This is a genomic window from Nocardia aurea, assembly GCF_003123685.1.
Classification (GTDB): domain Bacteria; phylum Actinomycetota; class Actinomycetes; order Mycobacteriales; family Mycobacteriaceae; genus Nocardia; species Nocardia aurea.
This window is the reverse complement of the sequence record NZ_QCYJ01000020.1, coordinates 455,135-474,339: the sequence shown is the minus strand read 5'-3', so window position 1 is coordinate 474,339 and position 19,205 is coordinate 455,135. Positions and strand designations below refer to the sequence as shown.

17 protein-coding genes are annotated in these 19,205 nt (G+C 66.7%); 5 read left to right on the top strand and 12 right to left on the bottom strand.

Annotated features, from left to right (window positions below; translation table 11 throughout):
- The first annotated feature begins 40 nt into the window (after positions 1-40).
- Together DAT37_RS07395 and DAT37_RS07390 are read left to right on the top strand one after the other, a co-directional pair.
- Positions 41-1,876 carry an exonuclease domain-containing protein gene (locus DAT37_RS07395; RefSeq protein ID WP_109524012.1) on the top strand — a complete coding sequence of 612 codons (1,836 nt, stop codon included), beginning with the start codon at positions 41-43 and terminating at the stop codon, positions 1,874-1,876.
- An 80-nt stretch (positions 1,877-1,956) separates the two neighbouring features.
- A complete protein-coding gene (locus DAT37_RS07390) occupies positions 1,957-3,150 on the top strand; it encodes an AI-2E family transporter (protein WP_232839567.1) in 1,194 nt (397 codons plus the stop codon).
- Here DAT37_RS07390 and DAT37_RS07385 read toward each other — a convergent pair whose 3' ends face one another.
- The 4 genes from DAT37_RS07385 to DAT37_RS07370 form a co-directional block, all read right to left on the bottom strand.
- Entirely contained in the window at positions 3,151-3,495 is a 345-nt protein-coding gene (locus tag DAT37_RS07385; protein ID WP_109523904.1) for a hypothetical protein, read from the bottom strand. It lies immediately after the preceding gene.
- A gap of 70 nt (positions 3,496-3,565) precedes the next feature.
- On the bottom strand, positions 3,566-4,240 hold the full coding sequence (locus DAT37_RS07380; protein WP_109523903.1) for a L,D-transpeptidase family protein: 675 nt from the start codon (positions 4,238-4,240) through the stop codon (positions 3,566-3,568).
- 105 nt (positions 4,241-4,345) lie between these two features.
- A complete protein-coding gene (locus DAT37_RS07375) occupies positions 4,346-5,932 on the bottom strand; it encodes a bifunctional phosphatase PAP2/diacylglycerol kinase family protein (protein ID WP_232839566.1) in 1,587 nt (528 codons plus the stop codon).
- A gap of 68 nt (positions 5,933-6,000) precedes the next feature.
- Positions 6,001-8,070: an acyltransferase family protein gene (locus tag DAT37_RS07370; RefSeq protein WP_109524010.1), complete on the bottom strand. Its 2,070-nt coding sequence runs from the start codon at positions 8,068-8,070 to the stop codon at positions 6,001-6,003.
- A 230-nt stretch (positions 8,071-8,300) separates the two neighbouring features.
- On the opposite strand from DAT37_RS07370, the gene DAT37_RS07365 reads away from it, so the two are divergent.
- Positions 8,301-8,528, top strand: a complete 228-nt coding sequence (locus DAT37_RS07365) for a hypothetical protein (RefSeq protein ID WP_109523901.1) — start codon at positions 8,301-8,303, stop codon at positions 8,526-8,528.
- Between the two features lie 11 nt (positions 8,529-8,539).
- On the opposite strand, the gene DAT37_RS07360 is transcribed toward DAT37_RS07365, so the two are convergent.
- From DAT37_RS07360 to DAT37_RS07350, 3 genes are read right to left on the bottom strand one after another with little or no spacing between them, the layout of a single operon-like run.
- A complete protein-coding gene (locus DAT37_RS07360) occupies positions 8,540-9,403 on the bottom strand; it encodes a sterol desaturase family protein (RefSeq protein ID WP_109523900.1) in 864 nt (287 codons plus the stop codon).
- A gap of 2 nt (positions 9,404-9,405) precedes the next feature.
- On the bottom strand, positions 9,406-10,119 hold the full coding sequence (locus tag DAT37_RS07355; protein ID WP_109523899.1) for a FadR/GntR family transcriptional regulator: 714 nt from the start codon (positions 10,117-10,119) through the stop codon (positions 9,406-9,408).
- A gap of 23 nt (positions 10,120-10,142) precedes the next feature.
- On the bottom strand, positions 10,143-10,775 hold the full coding sequence (locus tag DAT37_RS07350) for a sigma-70 family RNA polymerase sigma factor (RefSeq protein ID WP_109524009.1): 633 nt from the start codon (positions 10,773-10,775) through the stop codon (positions 10,143-10,145).
- Between the two features lie 498 nt (positions 10,776-11,273).
- Here DAT37_RS07350 and DAT37_RS07345 point away from each other — a divergent pair, with 498 nt between their 5' ends.
- Positions 11,274-11,666: a PPOX class F420-dependent oxidoreductase gene (locus DAT37_RS07345; RefSeq protein WP_109523898.1), complete on the top strand. Its 393-nt coding sequence runs from the start codon at positions 11,274-11,276 to the stop codon at positions 11,664-11,666.
- A 920-nt stretch (positions 11,667-12,586) separates the two neighbouring features.
- Positions 12,587-13,147 carry an XRE family transcriptional regulator gene (locus DAT37_RS07335; RefSeq protein ID WP_232839565.1) on the top strand — a complete coding sequence of 187 codons (561 nt, stop codon included), beginning with the start codon at positions 12,587-12,589 and terminating at the stop codon, positions 13,145-13,147.
- Between the two features lie 99 nt (positions 13,148-13,246).
- Here the strand turns inward: DAT37_RS07335 and DAT37_RS45305 are convergent, their stop codons facing one another.
- The 5 genes from DAT37_RS45305 to DAT37_RS43930 form a co-directional block, all read right to left on the bottom strand.
- A complete protein-coding gene (locus DAT37_RS45305; protein ID WP_232839564.1) occupies positions 13,247-17,389 on the bottom strand; it encodes a lytic transglycosylase domain-containing protein in 4,143 nt (1,380 codons plus the stop codon).
- A 286-nt stretch (positions 17,390-17,675) separates the two neighbouring features.
- Entirely contained in the window at positions 17,676-18,497 is an 822-nt protein-coding gene (locus tag DAT37_RS07325; RefSeq protein WP_109523896.1) for a hypothetical protein, read from the bottom strand.
- Positions 18,494-18,667, bottom strand: coding sequence for a hypothetical protein (locus tag DAT37_RS43935; protein WP_157978350.1), 174 nt, complete (start codon positions 18,665-18,667; stop codon positions 18,494-18,496). The genes DAT37_RS07325 and DAT37_RS43935 overlap by 4 nt, the downstream gene beginning before the upstream one ends.
- Complete coding sequence (locus tag DAT37_RS07320) at positions 18,664-18,876, bottom strand: hypothetical protein (RefSeq protein WP_157978349.1); 213 nt, start codon at positions 18,874-18,876, stop codon at positions 18,664-18,666. Before DAT37_RS07320 ends, DAT37_RS43935 begins: the two co-directional genes overlap by 4 nt.
- Positions 18,873-19,037 (bottom strand): hypothetical protein, encoded by a 165-nt coding sequence (locus DAT37_RS43930; RefSeq protein ID WP_157978348.1) that lies wholly within the window; start codon positions 19,035-19,037, stop codon positions 18,873-18,875. The genes DAT37_RS07320 and DAT37_RS43930 overlap by 4 nt, the downstream gene beginning before the upstream one ends.
- Positions 19,038-19,205 lie beyond the last annotated feature (168 nt).

Below are 19,205 nucleotides of genomic sequence, written 5' to 3'. Positions count from 1 at the left end.
CATTTTCCGGTGCCCGCGCGATGCGATGCTCATGCAGCCGATGGCGAATGTTGGTGAGGTGTCCCTCGACGCGGGATTCGGGTCTTTCACCGTGGTCGATGTGGAGACCAGCGGATTGCGGGCCGCGCAGCACCGCGTCCTCTCGGTCGCGGCGCTGACCCTCGACACCGCGGGACGGGTGACCCGCGAATTCCACACCCTGCTCGATCCCGGATGCGATCCGGGGCCGGTGCACATACACGGGCTCACCCGCGAGGTGTTGCGCGGCGCGCCCGCGTTCGCCGAAGTGCGTGAAGAACTCTCGGAACTGCTCACCGGCCGGGTGATGGTCGCGCACAATGCCCGGTTCGACTACGGATTCCTCGCCAGGGAATTCGACCTCACGGGTGATGTACTGCCGGTGAGTCGCCGGCTGTGCACTCTGGCGCTGGCACGGCGAGTCTGTCTGCCCGTCCCGGACTGCAAACTCGCGACACTCGCGTCCTATTACGGCATCGCGCAGACCCGGGCGCACGACGCCCTCGACGACACCCGCGTGCTGGCGGGTGTGCTGCGCGCACTGGTGGCCGATGCCGCGCGATTGGGTGTCGCGCCACCCATGTTGGCCTGCCCGCCCAAGGAGAACTACCGGGAAACCTGGAACCGCGGGTCATCGCGCACCGGGCCGAAACAGCCCTGCCTCTACACCTATCCGGGTCGGCTGGGTGCCGGTGAACCTCTGGTGCAGGGCATGAAGATCGCGTTCACCGGTGAGACGAGCGTCGACCGCGAGATCCTCGTCGCCGAGGCGGAAGCCGCGGGACTCGACGTCACCGGTGCGGTCAGCAAACTGACGAGCGCGCTCGTCACGAACACGCCACGTTCCGGGACCGGCAAGGCGCGCCGAGCCGTCGAGTACGCGACGCCGGTGCTGACCGAACGACAGTTCCGCACGCTGCTGGAGAAGGTCCGGCCCGGTCGCCGCACGGACGATCCGGCCGCGGCCGCACAGCGCGGCCGGGAGAATCGAGCGGACCCGCCGTTATCGGGACGCCGTTTCCTGGTCCTGGGCGGATCTCATGCGCAGGCGGCGGCGATTCGCGCGCGCATCGGCGAGCTGGGCGGCTCGGCCGCGGTGAATATGTCCGCACGGGTCACCGATGTGCTGACCTTGCCCGGTGCGGAATCCGACCACCGGCTGGCGAAGGCTGTCGAACTCGGTCTGCCTGTGCACGGCCCCGAACTGCTCGCGCTCGCTTCGGCTCCACCCCTGCCGGAATCCTCGCCATCGCGCGGACAGGATGGAGAGCCCTGTGTCGCAACGCCGGTCGAACCGCCGCGACCGTTCGCCGTGTCCGATCCGACTCCGCCGACGGTACTCGGCCCCGGACATGTGATGGATCTTCCGACAGCCGTGCACGGTGACACCTGGACGGTGCGCGCGTCGTGGGTCCAGGGCCGGAACTGGGAGGTGGATGTCGTCGCTTTTCTGCTCGACGGCGACGAAAAGGTTTCGGGCGACGATGATTTCGTCTTCTACAACCAACCCGAGACCGTGGGCATCCGGCTCAACGCTGATGGGCCGAGCGAACAATCCGTCGACGTGTCGCTGGATCGCCTGCCCGACCATTGTGTGCGGGTTGTTTTCGCCGCCGCGCTCGACGGTGCCGGGGTCACCTTCGGCGATATCGGTGCGGTCGAGATCGAGTTCGCCCCCGGTCCCGACGTCGGCACGGTGGCACGGGCGACCCTCGACGCGGCCACCGAGGAACGCACGCTGCTGCTCGCGGAGATCTACGTGCGAGGTGACAACTGGCGACTGCGCGCATTCGGACAGGGCTACACCGACGGCTTGGCGGCGCTGGCCCGCGGGTACGGCGTCGACGTGGCGGGGTGACCGCGGGCGTAGGCCCGCGATAGCGCTCCGGTGCGAGTCGTAACCGGGAATTCGCAGGTCACTGGACGACACTGGGCTGCGTGGTCGATCCGCCTGCCGACGAGGAATCCGTCGTCGTGAGCCCGTCCGCGTCCCGGACGGCGGATCGAGCGCGTCGGATGCCGCCCTGGTTGCCGAAGGCGATGGTGCTGGCCTTCGTACTGCTCGGGGTCTACGAACTCGGTACGTGGGCCGTGCACCGGCTGCTGGGGTTGTTCGTCGTCCTGCTCGTCGCCTTCTTCGTCTCGCTGGCGATGGAACCCGCCGTGGACGCTCTGGCGGCGCGTGGCATGCCGCGCGGTCTCGCGACCGGACTGGTTTTCGTGGTGCTGTTCGCCTGCCTGGTGGGATTCAGCGCCGCGTTGGGCATCCTGCTCGTGGAGACCGTCGACAATGTGGTCGGGGAGACGCCGCGGTTGCTCAACGAATCGGTCGATTGGATCAACAGGACCTTCGATCAGGATTTCACCGTGACCCAATTGCGGGAGCGGCTGCTGAAGGATTCCGATGTCATCAGCGCCTATGCCGAACGCGCGGCGAACAACGCCTGGGGACTGTCCAATACGATTCTCGGGGGACTCGTCCGGTTCCTGATGATCGCGCTGTTCAGCATCTACCTGACCGCCTACGGTCCCCGGATGCGTCGCTCGATCTGTTCGCTGCTGCCGCCACGTCGTCACGACGCGGTGCTGCGCGCATGGGATCTGGCCATCGAGAAGACCGGTGGCTACCTGTACAGCCGCGCGCTGCTCGCCGCGATCTCGGCGATCGCGCACGGGGTCTTCCTGGCGATACTCGGTATTCCCGACGCCGTCGCGCTCGGCATCTGGTTCGGGGTGATCGCCTCGTTCGTCCCCACCGTCGGCACCTATATCGCCGGAATCCTGCCGGTGCTGGTCGCGCTCACCGTATCCCCGATCGACGCGGTGTGGATCTTGATCTTCGTCGTGGTCTACCAGCTGTTCCAGGACTACATCCTGCAACCGCGCCTGACCGCCCGCACGGTGGACGTCAACCCGGCGGTCGCGCTGCTCGCGGTACTCGGCGGCGGCGCGCTGTTGGGCGCGGTCGGCGCGTTGCTCGCGATTCCGGCGACGGCCACCGTGCAGGCGTTCCTCAGTCTCTACATCCGTCGTTACGACGTGCCCGACGATCCGCGCATCGACCACACCGCGCGGGAAGCGCTGTCCGACAAGAGCGCCGACGCGGGCGGAGACGACACACCCGCGCGTTGATCAGCCGGTGGTCGTGATACCCGTCGACAACTTGATCACGACCTTCTCGTCGGTGACCTCCTGCACGGTGACATCGAGCCCCTGCGCGGGCTGTGTCTCGCCGACCGGGACGAGCACCTGCTGGCCCGCGATCTTCAAGGTGACCGTATTACCGTTCACCGCAACGAGTTCCGCGTCGATGCCGAGCACGCTGGCCTTGGCGTCCACACCGCGGGTGAAGGTGACGGTGCACCCGCTGACATGACAGTCGGCGCTGCTTCCCGGCCCCTCGACGGTGCACGCGGACCCTCCCGAGACGGCGAGCAGGGCGAACAGGGAGAGGGTGATCAGTCTTCGACAACGCACGCCGCTCAGTGTAGAGCGGGGCGGGGCGCCGGGAAACGCGCTGCGCGGGACCGATGCGCCCGCGGACCGCTCACCACAGACGTCGCGCGATCCCGATGTCGATCACCGGACGCTGGGCCGGATCCAGCCATCGCATGATGTCGCGTAGTTCGTCCACGCCGATCGCCACGCACCCGAGGGTCGGGGTTCCGTCGGTGACGTGCAGGAAGAACGCCGAGCCGAGACCCGGGACGACGGGGTTGCGGTTGTAGTCCATCACCACGGCGTAGTCGTAGACCGGTCCCATCTCGCCCAGGTTCTCGCCGATGGCCTCGTCGAAGGGGCAACCACCCGCCGAGCAGCGCGCGTGCTTGTTGTACTGCGGCGCGCGTGCGTCGGAAACCCACCAGTCCGAGGTGTCGACATGCCGGTAGGGCAAGGCGGTGCCGGGATCGGGTTCGATGCCGAAGGCCTCGGTCAGCGGCCACACCCCGACGGGTGTGCGCGGGATGTTGTCGGCGGTCAGTCCGACCCCGGCGCTACCGACGAAGGCCCGGACCGGGCCGATCTGGGTATGCCAGCCGTCCGGGCGTCGCTGCCAAGCGGTCAGCGTCGCGGTCGTGGCACTGGGCGAGTCGGCGACCACGGTGATGACCTGGCCCGCGGTGCCGAAATAGGGCAGTGGCAGATCGGCCGCCACGTTCTCCCTCGCGCCCAGCGTGGTGGCGGCCAGCGCCGCGATGATCAGGATCTGTCGTTTGGACATCTGGCAACTCCCCGCGTCGGGTGAATCTGCCGATAGCTGAAAGATAGCTGATCATGATGTGAGCGCCCGCGCAAGGGCGGAGAGGTCGGGGCGGCGATCCGCCGCCTAGTCGAGGTCCCGGTTCTGCGGCCGTCCGCGCCGGAAATCCCAGAGTCGCGCCAGCGGCCTGCGGTGATGCGGACGCGCGCGCGTCGCCCAGCGTGGGTTGTCCTCGTCACGTCGATAGGTCGGGACCTGGCCCGCTACGGTGAACCGCAGTCGGCTCGCCTCGCCGAGCACCTCGCCGTCGGCGGCGACGGATTCGGGGGCATTCAGGTGCACGATCAGCTCGTTCACCTGTTTCTCGCTGTAGACCTTGCTGCGGCCGATCGCGGCGAGCATGAGCGCGAGTACCGCGCGGGTGCGGGAGAATTTCAGATCTGCGCGCAGCCACCGCACATCGAGCAATCCGTCGTCGAGGCGTGAGCGGAAGGCGGGGACCGCGCCGTGCGGGTGGTAGGCGCTGTTGCCGACGAAGACGAACCACAGGTCGTGCCACTGCCCGTTCAGGCGTACGCGGATCGGTTCGGACCTGCGCAAGGTGACGATGAGCGCCGCGGTGAACGCGGGCCACTTGCCCCACCGGTCCTGCCAGTGTTCGCGCCGCCGCACCAGATCCGGATACGCGCCGAGGCTGGCGGTGTTGATCCAGTGGAAGGTACGAGTCCCCTCCTCGGTCTCCAGTTCGACCCCGGCGATATCGACGCCGACGGCCTCGCCCGCGCCCGTCGCGTCGACGACCTCGAGCAGGTCGTAGACGCCCAGATCGCGGGCGAAATGGTTCAGCGTCCCGGTAGGGATCACCACCAGCGGCAGGGCGTTGCGCAGCGCGACGGTGGCCGCGGCGGCGATGGTGCCGTCACCGCCCGCCGCGCCCACGGCCAGCGCCTTGTCCGGCTGCGCGCCGAGCGCCTCCTCCAACTGGTCGACGCAGTCGCGGCCGATCTCGGTGCGCAGCACCGTCGCCGCGGGCAGAGCGGCTTTCACATCCTCGGTGGGATCGTAGCCCGGCGCACCGGAGACCGGATTGACAAGCAGGACAAGACCTTTGCCGTCGGTGAGGAGCGGCACCTCGGCGACGATGTGGGCCTGCGCCTCATCGGATTCGCGTACCGGCCACCAGCGCCTGGTGGCGAGGGCGACCGCGGTGCCGACCGCCGCGCCGACGACCACATCGGAACTCCAGTGCACCCCCGTGTGGACCCGTGAGTACGCGACGGTGGCGGCCAGCGGCGCCACCGCCAGCGCGGTGCGCGGACTCTCCAGCGCGACCGCGGTCGCGAAGGCGGCGGCCGCCGCGCTGTGCCCGGACGGGAACGACGACGAGGTCGGGGCGTTGATCAGCCTGCGTGGCAACGGCAGCAGTTCGGCGGCGGGCCTGCGTCGCGCGACCAGTGACTTGAGCACCACGTTGACGACGAAACTCGCGCCGCCCACCGACACCATGCCGCGCAACGCGGCCCTGCGCGTTGCGCCCGGCCGGACCGCGAGCGCGGTCGCGACACCGGTCCACAGCAGGCTGTAGTTCGCCGATCGGGTCAGGCGCAGCAGGCCGCCGTCGACGGCGGAAACCGGGATTCCGGCCACCGCCCGGCTCACCGCCCTGTCGAATCGGCCCACCCGGTGGAACTTCCGGCCCAACCACACATTCACGGGATCGACATTACCCAGCGTGGCGCCGGGTATTCGCCCGGCGACCGAAGTCACGATGCCGCGCGCGGTCACCACCATTGGGTCAGCGCGCCGAGTTGCCTGCCGAGTTCGGGTGCCAGCGACCGCGAGTAACTGGCGGTCAGGTGGTGCTCGTCGCGGTAGATGAGGATGTTGCCCTCGACCACCCGGCAGCGGTCGGGCCTGCATATCGAGTCGGACAGGTCGAAGGGGAAGACATTGGGATAGGCCGAGGCGGGCTGTTCCGCGGGATTCTGCGGATCCAGGGCCGTCGTGCGTTCGACACCGCAACTGAACGGTGTCCCGCGGTGCGCGAGACAGTCGATGGCCCGGTACATGATGCCGTCGCGGCGCAGCCGAGGGGTGTCCCTGATGGCGAGTACCCGCAGTCCCCGGTCCGACAGCGCCGTCCAGATGTCGAGGAATTCCGGGGGAACCTCGTCGCCGTCGGCGTGCATGCGATAGCGGGTGCCCGGGGCGAAAACCCATTCCGGACGGGTCTCGGCGAGCCGATCGAGGACTTCCTCGGTCCATTCCCGGCATTCGGGGAAGGGGAATTCGGCGTAGGACGGTTGATCCGACAGCGTCAGCGGACAACCCTCCTTCAGATAGGTCACCACGCGGAAACCGTGTTCGCTACCGAGCATTTCGAAGGCGGGCAGCCAGTGTTCGGAATGCGAACCGCCGACCACGGCGATGGCGCGCGCGGCGTCGGGGTCGCCGTAGGTGCACACGCGGACTTCACGATTCGGGGTGATGCAGCCGTCGTAGGTGGGCGCGGGCGCGTCCGCCTCCGCTTCGAAAACGGTGGGGCGCATGGCCGCGGCCTTCTGCTCGACGCTGTCGCCGAGCAGGGTCGCGGCGCCGGGATAACTCAGGGCGTCGAGTGCCTGCGGCGGATGGGCCGGGTTGGCGCGCAACATCATCTGCCAGCCGACGGCGCCCGCGAGAACGGCCACGCCGGTCACGACGACGGTGACGCCGACCGCGCGGCGGTACCTGGGCGATCCTTCGGTCTTCACGTCGCTGTTCGCGCGCGCCCGCAGTGGTGATTCCACCAGTCGCTGGGTGAGCACCGCCAGGATCACCGAGCAGGCGAGGATCAACAGTCCGCCGCCGGGACCCGGTGTCGCCTTGCCGTTTTCGACGAGATAGAAGATGAGCAGCGGCCAGTGCCACAGATACAGCGCGTAGGCGAGGTTGCCGAGTTCGACACAGGCCCGGCTCGCCAGCAGTCGGTTGGGCCAGGGCTGCTCGCCCGGCCCCAGTCCGGCGCCCGCCAGGATCAGCGCGACCGCCGCCCCCACCGGGAAGAGCGCGGCGGGACCGGGGAACACGTCGGCGCCGTCGATCAGCAATCCGCACGACACCACCGCGGCCGCGCCGAGCGCCGCCGCCAGCACACGGATCGGCATCGAGAGCCGGATCCACGGCAGGGCCACCGCCAACGCCGCGCCGACGAGCAATTCCCAGGCGCGCGCGCCGGAATCGTAATAGTTCCAGGCCTGATGCCGTCCCGACCCCTGTGCCGCGTACCAGAACGACACCGCGCCGAGCGCCGTGATCACCAGTAGCAGGCTCACCCGGCGCGGTCCAGGGCCGCGTCCCCGGCTCAGCCACGCCCACGCCGCGGCCAGCAGCACCATGGCGAGGTAGAACTGGCCCTGGATCGCCATCGACCACAGATGTTGCAGCGGACTCACCGACGGGTCCGCGGCGGCGTAGCTCAACTCGGCGTGCGCGAGATACCAATTCTGGTAGTAGAAGACCGAAGCCAGGGTCTGCGCGGAGATGTCACCCCACTGGGTGTAGGGCCGGGCGAACACCGTGCCCGCGATGACGGCCGCGAGTACCACCATCAGCGTGGGCAACAGCCTGCGTGCGGTGCGGCGCAGCGTCTGCCACACCGCGACCCGATCGGACGCGTCGACCCGGCGCAACAGCATGCCGGTGAAGAAGAAGCCCGACAGGACGAGGAAGATGTCGACGCCGCCGGAGACCCGGCCCATCCAGATGTGGAAACCCACGACCAGCGCGATCGCGACGCCGCGCAGCCCGTCCAGATCGTGTCGGTGGGTCGCGTCGGACCGCCGCGTCACCGTCGATGTCTGTGTGAACACCCAGGACTCCCCGCCGTAAGCACCCGGCCCGATTCCGGAGCCGGGTTTGCCGAATTTCCGACGAACCAAGAAAACGATGCCGTACCGGGCACACTTCAGGCAAACCGCAGATGTATCGGGAGCGTACGCGAGGTTGCCGACGCGGCACGGATCACCCCTCGCGGGTGAGGTACCCCTCTTCGCCCGCGACGAACCTGGAGGTCGGACCCGCGGCGACGAAGGGAGCGGATATGGCCGAGACGAAGAAGCGCTCGTTGTTCTCCCGGATCTCGCCGACCCAGTGGTTGGCGCTCGGTCTCACCGTGCTCGCTGTGATTTTCGTGGTGGAGAACCGCGCGAAGGTGTCCATCGAGATCCTGCTCGTCAGCATCACGTCGCCGATGTGGCTCATCCTGCTGGTGATGTTCCTGCTCGGCTGGGCCGCCGGATTATTGACGCGCAGACGCTCTTCGACGTGACGAAGCCGACATCAGGCCGGTTCCGCGAGGCCCGGTCCGGGCGCGGGCGTTTCGGCGGGTTTCCAGCCGGGCCCGCGCAACAGGTATCCGGCCCGTTCGCGCCAGCCGCGCGCGCCGCGTAGATCACGCAGGATCGCCGCGAATTCGTGGGTGGCGACCCGTATCGGGTTGAAGGTGTCGATATTCTTCGTGAGCCCGTAGCGGACCTTCTCGCGTTCCGGTCGGAAGGTGCCGAAGATCCGGTCCCAGACGATGAGTATCCCGCCGTAGTTGGTGTCGAGGTACTGCTCGTTGGACCCGTGATGGACGCGATGGTGCGACGGTGTGTTGAACACGAATTCGATGGGCCGCCACAGCGTCGAGACCCGTTCGGTATGGATGAAGAACTGGTAGAGCAGGCTGATCGACTGCTGGAGCAGGATCATCCACGGCGGGAATCCGAGCAGGGCCAGCGGCAGCCAGTAGGGCAGCGCGGTGAACGGCGTCCACGGCTGTCGCAACGCGGTGGAGAGGTTGTAGAACCGGCTGCTGTGATGCACGACGTGACTGGCCCACAGCACCCGGATCGTGTGGTGTGTGCGGTGATACCAGTAGAAGGCGATCTCGTCGGCGAAGAACAGGGCGATCCAGGTCAGCGGGTTGTTCGTAGGCAGATGCAGGGGCGAGGCCAGATATACGGCGGCGTAGACCGCGACCACGACGAGTTTCCACCCGAGATTGATCACCACGTTGCCGAGGCCCATCAGCACGCTGGTACGCGCGTCCTCGAACCGGTAGCCGAGTTTCTCCTCGTCGGGCCGCGCCGCGAACGAGATCGCCTCCAGCGCGAGGCAGAGCACGAAAACCGGTATGGCGTGGGCGATCAGGTCGAACATGATTACTCGCTCGGTTCTTCCTGGGCGTCAACCAAACCGCTCAGCAGCGTGTACGCCAGGTCGTAGGCCGCGTCCGCCGCGCGGGCGGTGATGTGTTCGGCCAACCGCCGGTGGGCGTCACGATCGACGTACTCCTTGCCGAGTCCCAGTTCGGCGATCCGTTCCATACCGATCCCGAAATAGCCGGCGACCAGGGTATTCAGTCCGAGCCGGTAGGCCAGGTTGCCCGAGCCGTCCAGAATCGCCACCCAGAAGGCGATATCGGCGGCGACGACGGTGTCGAACTCCTCGGTCGGATCGGGATAGGCGTCGGCGGCCGCCCGTACCGCTTCGAGCTGGACGTCATCGGCGCGTTGCGCGCACAGCCGGGCCGCGTCGGCCGCGATCGAGCGCCGCATCACCGCGATATCGCGCAGAATCCGCTGCGCGGGGACCGCGCCCGAGCGCGCGAGCGACGACAGGATGTCGAGCCCGGCGCTCGTGCGCCAGTCCAGTACTCGCGTCTTACCGCCCTGCGTGACTCGGACCAGCCCGCTCTGCTGGAGCCGCTTCACCGCCTCGCGCACCGCGTGCCGATTCACCTGGAAGCTCTCGGCCAGTTCCCGTTCTCCCGGCAGCGCGTCCTCCGGGGCGATACGTCCGGCCAGGATCGCGTCGACGAGTTGGCCGAAGACCTCGTCGGAGACGGCGGTGCGCGTGACAACGATGAATTCCACGTGACCAGTGTGCAACCCTCAGGTCAATTGATCAACTGGTTGGACCAGTCATTCCATTCGCTGTTCAGGCGCACTTCCAACTGCTTCAGGCCGCACCGGATGCGGCTCTTGACCGTCGGCAACGGGATACCGAGCAACTCCGCGACCTCCCGATAGGTGCGGTCGCCGTAGAAGGCGAGTGCGATCGACTCGCGTTCCAGCGCGGTCAGTCGCCCGAGATGGTCGCGCACCGACTGGTGGTCGAAACGCAGATCGACCTGTTCGGTGACGGTGTCGTGCCCCGGCCGGAAATCGGCACTGCCGTAAGCGTTGTCGCGGTCGGTACTGGCCTGCTCGGCCCGCACCAGATCCACCGCGCGCCGGTGCGTGAGCATCATCAACCAGGTCAGCGGGGCCGAGCGGGAGCGGTCGTATCGATCCGCGCTGTTCCACGCCTGGAGGTAGACCTCCTGCATGATCTCCTCGGCCATGGTCGGGCTCCGCACGATCCGCACCGCGAGTCCGAACACCCGCCGGTTGGTCGCCCGATAGAACTCGGCGAAGGCGTCTTCGTCCCCCGCGGCGGTGGCGGTCAGCAGGTCGCCGAGGTGATGGCGAGGAAATTCCAGCTCGAGAGAAGACGCTGCTTCGTCCCGTTGCTGTGTGATGACTGTCATCGCTTGCTCCACATCCGGTAAGGCTGAGAGATCGCTGTTCGGTGCCGAGATCGACAGGGGCCGGGACACGGCCGTACGCTATGAAATCCCTGTTCCCCCTGCATTTCGGCCCCGAATGCGGCACGCTCTTTCGCGTACCGCAGTCAGTCGATCGACCGAGCGATCCGCTCGCCGATGAGCGCCGCTCGAATGTTGCTGCGATCGAGATACTGCGCACTGTATGACGTATCGCCCACACCCGCACCCGATTTGCGCCAGATTGGGGGATTCGCAACCTGCGAAGTCTGCGTATACCGACTTTCGGTACGAAAATGGAGCCGACCTGCGGAAATATCACGCTTCGGCCACGTTCCGCGTGATCGGCTGCTTGAGCGCGGTGAACGGTCTTCCGGTGGCGAACATCACTCCGACCGCGAAGGGGTCTCGATGAGTGAACGGGATATGTGGATGAGTCTTTCGGCCATTTTCTCGGATACCCCATACGGGTAATTTCGTGTGATGGCCGAACTTTCCGAGCGCGTACGTAATCTGTTGGATGGCAATAACTTTGCGGTCATCGCCACCGTGAACGAGGACGGCTCACCGCATACGTCGGTGGTCTGGGTGGACAGGGATGACGACGCCCTGGTGTTCACGACGACCACGCGACGTCGGAAAGGTCGCAATCTCGCACGCGATCCCAGGGTCAGCGTGACCGTGCTCGACTCCGAGGATCCCTACCGCACCATCGATATCGCGGGAACCGCCGAACTGCTGCCCGATCCGGACAAGCGACTTCCGGCCCGGTTGTCCATGAAATATCTGGGGGAGTTACCGCCGCCGGAGCCCGCCGATGTGCGGCGGTGGATCGTGCGTGTCGTTCCGGAGCGGATCACCGGCTTCGGAGCCTGACGCTCCGGAATTCGATGTCGGGTTTTCCGGCAGTTTGAGACTTGGGCTGTGTGGGTACTCCCGGGTTGACCTGGAATATGTCCAGGTCAACCCGGTGTTGCGCCCCCGGCAGGAATCGAACCTGCGACCTAGGGATTAGCAGACCCTAGGTTTCATCGGTTCCCGACGATGCCCATTTGCGCAGTTCCGCACCCTGTTCGAGGGGTATCGGATACCTGTCGGTTCCCGACGATGCCCATCGGTTCTCACGCATATCCGCTGAATAAACGATGGCTGCGCAGGGGGGGCAATCGGATTGACGCCCTGGTCAGGCGATCGGCTGAAAAGGGCGTCGGTCGAACCGACACCCTGCGATCGCAGAGGGTGGGTCTAAGGAATGCTGAGGGCGAAACCCCCGGCAGTGCGCACGTATGTAGCGAGCGGGCCTCAGTCGTCGAACGGCCAGAGGATCGCAGCGACGATGACGCCGACCGGGATTGCGATGACGGCGGCGAGTCCGAAGTGCTGCCAGCTCATCGAGGCCCCTGTTCCCCTGCGTAGTTGGTAGGCACCCGCCGCCGAGGACATCCGTCCGGCCGGGCGGCTCAATGCTGGGCCGAACGGTTCGGGGTCGACCCGGCGGCGGGGCCGTGTCCAGCGTCGCTCTGGTGGCCGTGACCGAGCGACGACGCTACCGGCGTCAATCGGTACATATTCGGGGCGACATTGCGGCGTCATTGGCCTAGCGTGACTCCATGGGGTCCACACCGAACAACGCACTTCGCGCGGCCCGCAACGCGCGTCGGATGAGTCAGGACGATTTGGCTCGTGCACTGCGGGATGTCGGCTGTCCGAGCGCGACGAAGCGACTCGTTCAGCGGTGGGAAGCAGGAACCACCCTCAGTCCAAGGGCCTCACACGTACGTGCCCTAGAGAAGGTGATGGGATTGCCAATCGAGACTTTGGGATTCGGCGCCGTCGAGCCGGGCCGATCCCTATCCAGCGACGACGAGAACGGGCACGTCGTCGATTCACCGATCGGCCGGCTTTCGCACGAGTCGGTGCCGGCGTCGGCTGGCCGGCCGAACCCCGGTAGCTATTCCGGTATCTGGCTCTCGCGGTATGAGTACTACAGCTCGGGCCGGGATGCCACATTCACCGCGGTGCATCACGTCGTGGTGCTCCAGCATGACGACGCGCTCACGGTGCGCAGCCTCCCGGGCTCGGCTGCCTCGAGCATGGAGATGGACCTCAGCATCGATGGCAACGTCGCGACGGGTACGTGGACCGAGCGCACGGCGCCCGATGGCTACTACCGGGGCGCGAAGTACCACGGCGCTATCCAGCTGCTCGTCGAGCTGACCGGTACGCGCATGGCCGGGAAGTGGATCGGATTCGGCAAGTCGTTCGACATCAACAGCGGCCCGTGGGAGCTGATCCTCCAGGACCGTTCGACCAGCAAGGCAGCGATCGAGGCATTCGACCGACCGCCGTCGACGTGACCAGCGATTTTGTCGACGCCGACAAGATGATCGGCGGAAATCCATCGGCGCACGTACGTATGTAGCGAAGGGGTACGCGAGATCCGCGTACCCCTTCGGTCAGTAGTGGGAGAGTCCCGCCATCGCGCCCTGCGCTTGGAGCGCCTGGTGCCGTTCGACTTCGCGGATGAGTTCGCGCGGGTCCATCACCTGAAGTGGCGCGTGGAAGTTGACCGAGAAATCACGGTGGACCTTCTGCACTTCGGGGCCCCGCCGCCCCTTCAGCTCAGGCAGTGGCGGCAGCTGCGTCGGCACACCCGCGTTCATCGCCTCCAGCGCAGGCGCGTTCAACCCGGCCGCGGCGGCGTTCACCACGAACTCGCCGTTGGACAGCGGCGCGAGGAACCCATCGTCACGCGGGCCGCCCGGACCGAACACCCAACCACCCTCGCGGTAGCCGTGGCCCTGCCCCCAGACGCCGACCGGGGAGCCGTAGCGGCCGACGGTGTAGCGCAGGGACGCCGCGATATTCGCGCCCGGATTCCAGATGTCGTTGGGGTACATCTCGGAACGGTTCGCGAGGAACGTCGGGTCGATCACCTGCATGAGGCCCTTGCTCGGCGTGCCCTTCGCTGCGTTGGAATCCCAGTTGTTGATGGCGCGCGGATTGCCGCCCGATTCCGTACGCATCTGCGCAAGGCCGAGATCCAGCCACGACGCGGGCAGGGACAAGGCGCGGAGGACGGACCCGAAGGTTCCGCGCCACTGTTCGACACCAGCCCCGGCGTCGTAGTTGCTGCTCGACTTCCCGCTGTCGCCGGTGTCGCTCGAGGAACTGCTGTCCGACGACGAGGTCTCCTTGTCCTGCGGCAGGTTCTTCGGCGTGTAGCCGTAGCCGTCGCCTTCCTGCTCCTTGGCTTTGTCGCCGTAGAAGTCGATGACCTTGCCGAGGCTCTTGGTGTAGACGTTGTTCCCGGACAGGACCGAGTTCTCCAGGCCCAGCGCGGACAGGAACCCCTCGGCGAGAATCCCGGCGCCCTTCGCCGCGATACCGGGCAGGGAAATGTTCGCGTCGTCGCCCTCGGTCTTGGCCTTGTAGGCCTCGGTGCGCGAGTTCTGGGCCCGCTGGTAGTCGCGGTCGGCGGCGCGCTTCTCCTCGTCGGTGCTCGCCGGGTCGCTGTAGACCTTGTTCCGCTTGGTGTTCGCCTGGTCGACCGCGGCGTCGGCGTCCTCCTTGTCGAGATCGGAGTTCGCGCGCTTCCCGGGCAGCTCGGCCTGGGGCAGGATCTCCGTCGACGTGCCGGACCCGCCTGCCTTCTTGGCCTCGAGGTCGCGCACCTTCAGCTCGAGTTCCTGAATCTTCAGATCGGCGCCCGTGCGGTCGGCGTCGTCGGTGCCCTTCTTCGACTCCAGCTCCTCGCGCTCGCGCTTGGCCTTGTCGACGGCGTTGATCGCCTGCTGTAGGTCGATCTCGTTCTGATCCGACCAACCCACCGCACCGCCGTCCTTCATCGGACGGACGAGTCCAGCGGCCAGCGCAGCACGGAATCGATACACACCTGCCTGGCCGCCGAGGCGGTCGACATCTCCCGTGTCGAGCATGTGCTCGCCGGGCATCGCGAGGATCGGCACGGAGTCGCGGCCCGCGATGCCGCCCGTGATCGGACCGCCGAGGGCTTTCGGCTGCGGGATGACCATCGGCGCGCGCCACTCACCCGAAGCGGTGGCCTCCTCGTAGGTCATGTTCACCGTGACGTTCTTGACCGCGGGCGCGACAATCTGCGCGATACCGGCCTTGGCTACCTCGTCCTTGAGGATGATCTCGACCTTGCCGTTGGGCAGCTCGTTCACCTGCTGGGCAAGGGCACTCAGTTCGGGCGGCAGCGCGGCCACGCTCGGCGCGTTGACGACGATCTTCTTGGACTCCGGCACCGAGGACACCGAGACGCCGAGGGTCTCGAACTGCTTCGCGAGGTCACCGACGATCGCGAATGTGCCGTGCGCTGCCTCGGTCTGCTGGCGCATCTCGGCCGCGGCTTGGCCGGTCTTGCTCGTCGTGCTGTTCATCTCGCCACCGAGGGTGGCAGCGGACTCGCCAACGTCGTTGAGCGCGTCCTTCAGCTCGGCGAGATCGGTAACCGACCCGGCACCCAGCTTCTCGGTCATGGCCGAGGCGGCGGCGTTGTACTTCTCGACGGCTTCCGGGATGCCCTGAAGTGCTTGGGCGACGGTGGTATCGGAGAGGCCGAGGAACTGGCTGTTCGCCGAGAAACCCTCGGCGCTGTCCTTCTGCTCGAGGATGATTTGCGTCAACCGGTCGTTGATCTGCTGCTTGGCTTTCGGGTCCAGCCCGAGGCCAGCATTGACCAGACCTTGCCCGCTGATACCGAAACCCTCTGCGCGGGTGATGAATCCACCCTCGGTGAGATCCTTCGCGGTCTTGTTGATCGTTTCCTGCGTGATGTCGCCGGACGAACTCATGGTGTCGCGCAGCGCGTTCAGCTCGTTGCGCTGATTCCGTGCGGCGTCGGCGGCCTCCTGGTGCTTGGTGGCGAGGATGCCGACCAACGCGGATGCGCCGATGATCACGGCCGGAAGCGCGGCCGGGGCCAGTATCGTGCTGATCGCACCGAGGCCACGTGAGAATGCGGTCGCACCGGTGCTCGCTGCCATCGCCGAGTTCATCGCGGTCAAGCGCGCAGACGTGTTTGCGATGCCGCCCTGAATTGCCGTGAAGATCGGGCCGATGGTCCGGTACGCCAGATAGGAGGCGAACACGGTTTTCACGATGCCGTCGTGTCCTTGCAGCAGATCACCGGCAGCGCGAAGGAACGGCATCAACACGCCCGACCATGCTTGCGCACCCTCGTAGGCGGATTTCAGCCCGCCCCCGACCGACTGGAGTACCGGTGCCCAGCGGTCGAGTTGGTCGCGGCCATCGGCGAAGAATGCCTTCATCTCGGCTTGGCCGTCGCTGGACTTCAGGAACGTTGCCCACCGGTCGGTCAGGTTGTCGACCGTGCCGAGGAACCCCTCGCCATCGGTCTTTCCCGCGCGCAGCACCGACGCCAGGATCGAACCGAGGTTGCCGAGGACGGAGAAGAGATCGCGACCGGCGTCGATGCCCTCTTGCATCCACTTCGCCAGATCGCCGGACTGCTCCGACCGGATGAGGAACGCATCCAGGCGCGTCGTGATGTTGGTGAATCCCTGGGCTAGTTGCGGCAGGAAGGTGGAGCCGGTCCCGCCGAGGGTGCGCAGGCTCGAGATGATCGGCGTGATGGAACCGTTCAGGATGCCAGCAGCCTGTGACGTATTCCCGAACACCTTGTCGAGCGCGCCCGTCGTCGAGTCGTTGCCCAGCTCGCCGAGAATCGTCTTGAACCCCGTATTGAACTGTCCGGCAAGTGATCCCATACCGCGCTCGAGCGCGGGCAGTTGGTTGGTGAGCACGCGGTCGAGGGGCTGCGAGAGACCGTCGAGGGTGATCGCGCCGATGCGGTTCTTGATGCCGTCCCACTGATCGCCGTAGGACTTCGCGGTGTCGACCAGGCGGCGGCCCTCGTCGGAGAGACCCTGGTACGCGGCCAGTGCTTTCGGTCCTTCGCCGAACGCGTCCTTCATGCCGTCGAGGCCGATTGTCAGGGTTGCGATTCCCGCGCCCGCCGCGGCGAAGATGCCCGGGAGCAAGAGCGCGTTCTGTGTGAGCTGCTGGACGCTGATCCCGACCGAACTCACGGCCGCGCCGAGGGCAGGAATCTGTGAGATGCCGAGCACCCCGGCGTTGATGGTGAGCGGGCCGCCGAGCGACGACATCAGGGAGGCTCGATCGCCGGACACGTTGACCCGCACGGGGATCGCATTGAGCGCGCCGATCTGCGCGGCGGCCGCGGTCGTATCGGCGTCCACGTTCATCGTCATGTCGCGATAGGCGGCCTTCAGCGCGGCCAGTTCGTTCGCGGCGGCGGCGGTATCGGCATCGACCTTCACTGTCGCGGTGAGGTCCATCGCGTCGAGCTTGGCCTTTATCAGCGTCTCGAGTTCGCGCAGGCTGTTCTCGTCGACGCCCACCTCGATCTCTACCTTGACGCCGTTGCGCTCCAGCTCGGTGCGCAGCCGCTCGATGAACCCGGTGGTGTCGGGGACGATATCGACCCCGAGTTCGGCATCGACCCGATCCAGGTCGGCGCGCAGGTCACGGACGAAGTTCGAGAAGTCCGGGCCGATCTCGACGCTCGCCGTCCCGGCCGTGAATGTCGCCATGACTGCCTCTGATCTGCGAAGTGTTACGAGTAGGGGGGTCTGACCTGCGGATATGCTCCGAGACGGCTCGACGATCACCCGTCGAGCGATGCGGAATGCACCCAGATTCGGGCCGATTCGAGGGCATATCCACAGGTCAGGCTATATTTCCGGTCCAGGAAAAACCCAGGGGTTTGGCGTACGTATGTAGGGAGGTGCTATGCGTACCGCCAGCCGTGGCCCCCGACCCGAGCCACCCCCCAGGTGGGAGGGTGACTCGGTGAGGGCCTGGCGGGTCACGTGGGGCTCAGCGGTGCACAGCGGCGTCGTACGGCGGATGCGTCTGCACGAACTCGCGCTGCTCAGCCGCGACATGCTCGCTGTTCCAGTAGTCGATGATCTCGCGGGCACGAGTGACCGAGTTGAGCTTGACCGGGCTCACGCTGAGCAACCGCATCCATCGACCACCGCGGCGAATCTTCCCGTCGTTGATGAGCACTCGCGCAGCGCCGAACATGTCGCGCTCTGCGCCGTCGAGGTAGAAGGCAGCCATCACGCACTCGCTGCCCGCGCCGATTGCCATCCATGGATAGTGCGGGAAGATCTGGAAGTCTCCGCCGTAGGACAGCGAGTAGATGACATCGTTGATGGTGTCGAGTGTTGCGCGGTGGCTAGGGATCGTGCGGTATGCGTCGACCGCCTTGTTGCCCAGCTCGATCACCTGTTCGGCTGAGGTCTCCGCACCGATGCCGAGTTCGCGGGCTGCCTCGAGCGCAGTGATCGACTGCTCGAATGCTGGCCGTAGCGCGGCCATCGCCTCGTCACCACTGGTGCCGTGCAACGCCTTGTTGAACTGGCGGGCGAGCACCGCCAATGCCTGCTGTTGCACCAACCGAGGATCTTTCGCGGGCTCGGCCACCACATCGTGCAGCAGCGCGCCGATGGTCGAGGGGTCGAGTTTGCCCTCGGCCATCGCTTTCTCGATGGTCCGCGGTTCCTGCACCTTCCAGTTCCTGACGGCCTCGATGTTGTCGAGGATCAGTTGCAGCGATGCGGGTATGGCCGCGCCGGTCGCGGCGAACTTCCCGGCGAATGCCTTGCAGTGCCGATAGTGAATGAGACCGTTCATGTCGGGTTCCCCTCCTGGGTGGGATCGTTTTCGAGCGCGGCGAATGCGGCCTCTACTTCGGTGACCGCGCGGTCGCGGCGTTGCGCGCGCCGCTGTACGCGCCGACTGTTCTTGTTGCGGCGGGCCGACAGCACCGAGGCGCGGGCATGGCTGCGGTTCGAATGGCTCATCGGCGGGCCTGCGGCTTCCAGTTGTCCGGGTAGGGATTGCCGGACATCCACCACTGCGGACCACGGGCCTCGTTCGCCGCGTTGGTGAGCTGGAGCGCCAACTGCGTTCGTCGCCAATCCGCGATCTCGTCGGCGGTTGGCGGGGGCAGGGGGTCGCCACCGAGGACGGGCGAGGGAATCGGGTAGTCCGCGGGGACGGGTTCGCTCACCGGGTCCGCCTCTGTCGCGGCCTCGGCTTCCACGCGGCCGGATAGCTCGGTTCGTCCGGTTCGGTGGGCTCGCGGGTCGCAGCTACGAAGCTCGCGAACTCGGCATCGGTGAGCGATGCGACGTAGGCCGAGGCGGTATCGGCGTCGGTTCGGTTGGACATCCTGGTTTCTCCTTGCGTGCTTCGGCGTACTCGACGACGGCAGCGCGGCGGAAAACCAGTTCGCGCCCTACCCGCTGTCCGGCCAGGTCAGCGGTGAGGCGGCGTACATGACGTGGTGTCACTCCGAGGAGCCTGGCAGCTTCCGCCGCGCCGACCAGTTCTGAGTCT

Coding starts and splice junctions, on each gene's coding strand:
- DAT37_RS07380 (WP_109523903.1), bottom strand. CDS start 4,240: ATGTCCAAACGACAGATCCTGATCATCGCGGCGCTGGCCGCCACCACG.
- DAT37_RS07365 (WP_109523901.1), top strand. CDS start 8,301: ATGGCCGAGACGAAGAAGCGCTCGTTGTTCTCCCGGATCTCGCCGACC.
- DAT37_RS07350 (WP_109524009.1), bottom strand. CDS start 10,775: ATGACAGTCATCACACAGCAACGGGACGAAGCAGCGTCTTCTCTCGAG.
- DAT37_RS07345 (WP_109523898.1), top strand. CDS start 11,274: ATGGCCGAACTTTCCGAGCGCGTACGTAATCTGTTGGATGGCAATAAC.
- DAT37_RS07395 (WP_109524012.1), top strand. CDS start 41: ATGGCGAATGTTGGTGAGGTGTCCCTCGACGCGGGATTCGGGTCTTTC.
- DAT37_RS07335 (WP_232839565.1), top strand. CDS start 12,587: ATGGGATTGCCAATCGAGACTTTGGGATTCGGCGCCGTCGAGCCGGGC.
- DAT37_RS45305 (WP_232839564.1), bottom strand. CDS start 17,389: ATGGCGACATTCACGGCCGGGACGGCGAGCGTCGAGATCGGCCCGGAC.
- DAT37_RS07325 (WP_109523896.1), bottom strand. CDS start 18,497: ATGAACGGTCTCATTCACTATCGGCACTGCAAGGCATTCGCCGGGAAG.
- DAT37_RS07360 (WP_109523900.1), bottom strand. CDS start 9,403: ATGTTCGACCTGATCGCCCACGCCATACCGGTTTTCGTGCTCTGCCTC.
- DAT37_RS43935 (WP_157978350.1), bottom strand. CDS start 18,667: ATGAGCCATTCGAACCGCAGCCATGCCCGCGCCTCGGTGCTGTCGGCC.
- DAT37_RS43930 (WP_157978348.1), bottom strand. CDS start 19,037: ATGTCCAACCGAACCGACGCCGATACCGCCTCGGCCTACGTCGCATCG.